The sequence below is a fragment of the Actinotalea sp. genome, assembly GCF_041597215.1.
In the GTDB taxonomy this organism is placed as follows: domain Bacteria; phylum Actinomycetota; class Actinomycetes; order Actinomycetales; family Cellulomonadaceae; genus Actinotalea.
In genome coordinates, this window is the sequence record NZ_JBFHHB010000250.1 from 1 (window position 1) to 4,466 (window position 4,466).

Annotated in this window: 4 protein-coding genes; all 4 read right to left on the reverse strand. The window is 72.6% G+C overall.

Features of this window, described 5'->3' with window-relative positions; all coding sequences use genetic code 11:
* Nucleotides 1–62: 62 nt before the first annotated feature.
* The 4 genes from pgl to tal are packed head-to-tail and all read right to left on the reverse strand — an operon-like array spanning nucleotide 63 to nucleotide 4,417.
* Complete coding sequence (gene pgl, locus ABWK99_RS13885; RefSeq protein WP_372595293.1) at nucleotides 63–809, reverse strand: 6-phosphogluconolactonase; 747 nt, start codon at nucleotides 807–809, stop codon at nucleotides 63–65.
* A complete protein-coding gene (locus ABWK99_RS13890; protein ID WP_372595294.1) occupies nucleotides 806–1,726 on the reverse strand; it encodes a glucose-6-phosphate dehydrogenase assembly protein OpcA in 921 nt (306 codons plus the stop codon). The genes pgl and ABWK99_RS13890 overlap by 4 nt, the downstream gene beginning before the upstream one ends.
* A gap of 10 nt (nucleotides 1,727–1,736) precedes the next feature.
* Nucleotides 1,737–3,278: a glucose-6-phosphate dehydrogenase gene (gene zwf / locus ABWK99_RS13895; protein WP_372595295.1), complete on the reverse strand. Its 1,542-nt coding sequence runs from the start codon at nucleotides 3,276–3,278 to the stop codon at nucleotides 1,737–1,739.
* A complete protein-coding gene (gene tal / locus ABWK99_RS13900; protein WP_372595296.1) occupies nucleotides 3,275–4,417 on the reverse strand; it encodes a transaldolase in 1,143 nt (380 codons plus the stop codon). Before tal ends, zwf begins: the two co-directional genes overlap by 4 nt.
* Nucleotides 4,418–4,466 lie beyond the last annotated feature (49 nt).

Below are 4,466 nucleotides of genomic sequence, written 5' to 3' on the forward strand. Positions count from 1 at the left end.
GGCCCTTCTCGTCGTCCCGGGACCGTCGGTCCCGGAGGACGGACGGTCCCGGAGTGCTCGGCTCAGGGTGTGTGGCGCCCGGCCGCCGCCAGGTCGATGAGCCAGCGTGTGCGGTCCCGGCCCCGTACCCCGGCACTGGGGGTGCGGTGGCGGTCGTCCCCGGACAGCGCGCGGGCGACGGCCTCGGCCTTGCTCTCGCCTGCGGCGACGAGCCAGAGCTCTGCTGCCTCGGCCAGCGCCGGGTAGGTGAGCGTGACCCGCAGCGGAGGCGGCTTGGGGGAGTCGCGCACTCCCGCCACCATGAGGTCCGTCACCTCCAGGGCCGGCCGACCGGGGAACAGGCTCGCGAGGTGCCCGTCCGGACCGACGCCGAGCAGCACGACGTCGAACCGCGGCACGGCTGCGCCCTGCGGGGCGAGGGTCGCGAGCTCGGCGGCGTATCGAGTGGCCGCCGTCTCGGGGTCGGGTGCGGCATCCGCTGCCGGCATCGGGTGGACCTGGTCCGCCGGGACCGGGAGCCGGTCGAGGAGGGCCTGGCGTGCCTGGGTCTCGTTGCGGTCCGGGTGGCCGGTGGGCAGGAACCGCTCGTCGCCCCACCACAGGTGCACCCCCGTCCAGTCCACGGCGTCGCGCAGCGGTGACGCGTCGACCCGGGCGAGGACGGCGATCCCGACGGTGCCGCCGGTCAGCACGACGTGCAGGGGGCGGCGCACCGACTGCAGGTCCATGAGTCGCAGCAGCAACCGGGCGGCGGTCGCCTCCGCGAGGACCTGCGCCGTGGGGTGGACGACGACCGACGGGACGTTCACGCCTCGCCGATCCTCGCGAGCCCGTCGTGCAGGACCTCTCCCCAGACCTCGTCGGCGTCGAGCCGCCGCAGCTCCTCGCTGAGGCACTCGCGCAGCTGCCGGAGCGGCATCGCCGCATGCCGGGCCGGCTGACCGGGCTGCTCGATCGTCGCGGTGCGGCCGTCCGGCCGGTCCAGGACGATCGGTCCGGAGGCGCGGTGGAGCACGACGCGCGTCACCGCCGTGTCCTCCGCGCTGCGGTTCAGGGTCACCGGGCAGCGCAGGGCATGAGCGAGCCAGGCACCGAGCAGGACGACGGAGGGGTGGGTGTCGTTCCCCTCGACCTCGGCGCTGGTCACGTTCTCGAAGGGGGGCTGGTCGAGCGCGGCGGAGAGGAGCCCCCGCCAGACGGTCAGCCGCGTCCACGCCAGGTCCGTGTCCCCCTCCTGGTAGCTCGCCCGCAGGCGACGCAGGCTCTCCAGGGGATGGCTGCACTCGAGGGTGTCGGTGATCCGACGCTGAGCCATGGCGCCGACGGGATGCGTCGACGGCTCGGTCGGAACCTCGTAGGGCCACCAGGCGACGATCGGGGCGTCGGGAAGCAGCAGCGGCATGACGAGCGTGTCCGCATGGGCGAGGAGCTCCGCCGACGCGGTGAGGACCACGACCTCGCTCGCACCCGCGTCGCCGCCGACGCGGATCTCCGCGTCGAGCCGGCCACCGGTGCGCGCGGGGTCCGAGACCAGGACGATGACGCGGCAGGGGTGCTCCCGGCTCGCGTCGTTGGCGGTCTCGACAGCGGTCTCGACCTCACGGCTGCCCACGTCGACGATCAGCGTGAGCACGCGGCCCAGGGCCACCGCACCGCCCTCGTCGCGCAGGCGGTCGAGCGTCTTGGCCACCGCGCCCGTGGTGGTCTCCGGCAGGTTGACGATCATGCGTGCCTCCTCATGGCCGACGCCAGGTGCGACCGTCGCGGGCCATCATCGCGTCGGCGGACGGTGGTCCCCACGCGCCGGAGCGGTACGGCTCCGGCTGGCCGTGGCGTGCCCAGTACGCGGTGATCGGGTCGAGGATCTTCCAGGAGAGCTCGACCTCCTCGTGGCGGGGGAACAGGGGCGGGTCGCCGAGCAGCACGTCGAGGATGAGCCGCTCGTAGGCCTCGGGGGAGGTCTCGGTGAACGCGTGCCCGTAGGCGAAGTCCATCGTGACGTCGCGGACCTCCATCGCCGTGCCGGGGACCTTCGAGCCGAATCGGATCGTGACGCCCTCGTCGGGCTGGACCCGGATCACCAGGGCGTTCTTCCCGAGCTCCTCGGTGGAGAAGGTCTCGAACGGCAGGTGCGGTGCACGCTTGAAGACCACGGCGATCTCGGTGACGCGGCGCCCCAGGCGCTTGCCCGCGCGCAGGTAGAACGGGACCCCCGCCCAGCGTCGGGTGTCGATGTCGACCCGGATCGCGGCGTAGGTCTCCGTCTCGGAGTCGGGGGAGATGCCCTCCTCGTCGAGGTAGCCGATGACCTGCTCGCCGCCCTGGTAGCCGGCGGCGTACTGACCGCGCGCCGTGTGCCGCCCGAGGTCCTTGGGCAGCTTGACGGCGGAGAGGACCTTCTCCTTCTCCGCGCGGAGCGCGTCGGCGGCGAAGGAGACGGGCTCCTCCATCGCGGTGAGGGCGAGGAGCTGCAGCAGGTGGTTCTGGATGACGTCGCGAGCGGCGCCGATCCCGTCGTAGTACCCGGCGCGTCCCCCGATGCCGATGTCCTCGGCCATCGTGATCTGGACGTGGTCGACGTAGTTCGCGTTCCAGATCGGCTCGAACAGCTGGTTGGCGAAGCGCAGGGCCAGGAGGTTCTGCACCGTCTCCTTGCCCAGGTAGTGGTCGATCCGGAACACCGACTCCGGGGCGAAGACCGAGGCGACGACATCGTTGAGCTCGCGAGCGCTCGCCAGGTCGTGGCCGAAGGGCTTCTCGATGACGACGCGCCGCCATGCCCCCTCCGTCTGCTCGGACAGGCCGGACCGGGCGAGCTGGCGGCACACCAGGGGGAAGGCCTTCGGGGGCACGGAGAGGTAGAACGCGTGGTTCCTGTTGGTGCCTCGTTCGGCGTCCAGGTCGGCGACGGTCCGGCTCAGCCGGTCGAAGGCGTCGTCGTCGTCGAACTCGCCCTGGACGAACCGGATGCCCTCGGCGAGCTGGCGCCAGGTGTCCTCCCGGAACGGCGTCCTGGCGTTCTGCTTGACGGCGTCGTGCACGACCTGGGCGAAGTCCTGGTCCACCCAGTCGCGCCTGGCGAAGCCGGTCAGGGCGAAGCCGGGCGGCAGGAGCCCCCGGTTCGCGAGGTCGTAGACCGCCGGCATCAGCTTGCGTCGGGCGAGGTCTCCCGTGACGCCGAAGATGACCAGACCGCAGGGACCCGCGATCCGCGGAAGGCGGCGGTCGCGCGGGTCGCGCAGCGGGTTGACGCCCTCGGCGACCCGGGCGGGCCTCATCGACCGAGCTCCTCTCGAGCGTTCGTCAACGCCGCGTCCACCGTCTCCAGCAGCTCCGTCCACGAGCTCTCGAACTTCCGCACGCCCTCGGCCTCCAGATCGGCAGTCACGGCGTCGAGGTCGATCCCGACCTCGCCCAGGGCCTCGAGGGTCGCACGGGCCTCCGGGTACTCCCTGGTCACCGTGTCGCCGCGCACGACGCCGTGGTCGGCGACGGCCTCGAGGGTGGCATCGGGCATGGTGTTGACCACCCCGGGGGCGACGAGCTCGACCACGTACCGGGTGTCGGGGTACCTCGGGTCCTTCACCCCGGTGCTGGCCCACAGGGGGCGCTGCGGGTGGGCGCCTGCCGCCGCCAGCGCCTGCCAGCGGTGGCTCGCCAGGGTCTGCTCGTGCACCTCGTAGGCGAGCCGGGCGTTCGCGATGGCCGTGTATCCCCTCAGGGCCGAGGCCTCGGGCGCCGTCAGCTCGTCGAGGAGGGCGTCGACGGCGGAGTCCACCCGGGAGACGAAGAACGAGGCGACCGAGGCGATCGGCGCCAGGTCGATCCCTGCGGCGTGCGCCTGCTCGAGCCCGCTCTGGAAGGCGTCGATCACGTCGCGGTAGCGCGCGAGGGAGAAGATCAGGGTCACGTTCACGCTGATCCCCTGGGCGAGCGCAGCGGTGATCGCGGGAAGACCCTCGACCGTCGCGGGGATCTTGACGAAGAGGTTGGGGCGGTCCACGCGGGCCCAGAGCATCTGCGCGGCCTCGAGCGTCCCCGCCGTGTCGTGCGCGAGGCGCGGGTCCACCTCGATCGAGACGCGTCCGTCGACCCCGTCGGTCGCGTCATACACCGGGCGGAGCAGGTCGGCGGCCTCGCGGACGTCGTCGGTGGTGATCCGCACGACGGACTCGTCGAGCCCGGTGGCGGCAGCGGCGAGCTCGCGGACCTGCTCGTCGTAGGCGTCCCCGGCGGACAGTGCCTTGGCGAAGATCGTCGGGTTGGTCGTCACACCCACCACCCCCCGCTCGGCCATCAGGGCGGCGAGGCCTCCGGAGCGCAGTCGCTCCCGGGAGAGGTCGTCGAGCCAGACGGCGACCCCTTCGCGTCCCAGCCTGGTGATCGCTTCGGGCACTGCGTGCTGCTCGGGGGTCATCCCATGCTCCTCGATGCTCTGCGGGGGTCCGGGGACGACATCCGTCGAC

Coding starts and splice junctions, on each gene's coding strand:
- tal (WP_372595296.1), bottom strand. CDS start 4,417: ATGACCCCCGAGCAGCACGCAGTGCCCGAAGCGATCACCAGGCTGGGA.
- zwf (WP_372595295.1), bottom strand. CDS start 3,278: ATGAGGCCCGCCCGGGTCGCCGAGGGCGTCAACCCGCTGCGCGACCCG.
- ABWK99_RS13890 (WP_372595294.1), bottom strand. CDS start 1,726: ATGATCGTCAACCTGCCGGAGACCACCACGGGCGCGGTGGCCAAGACG.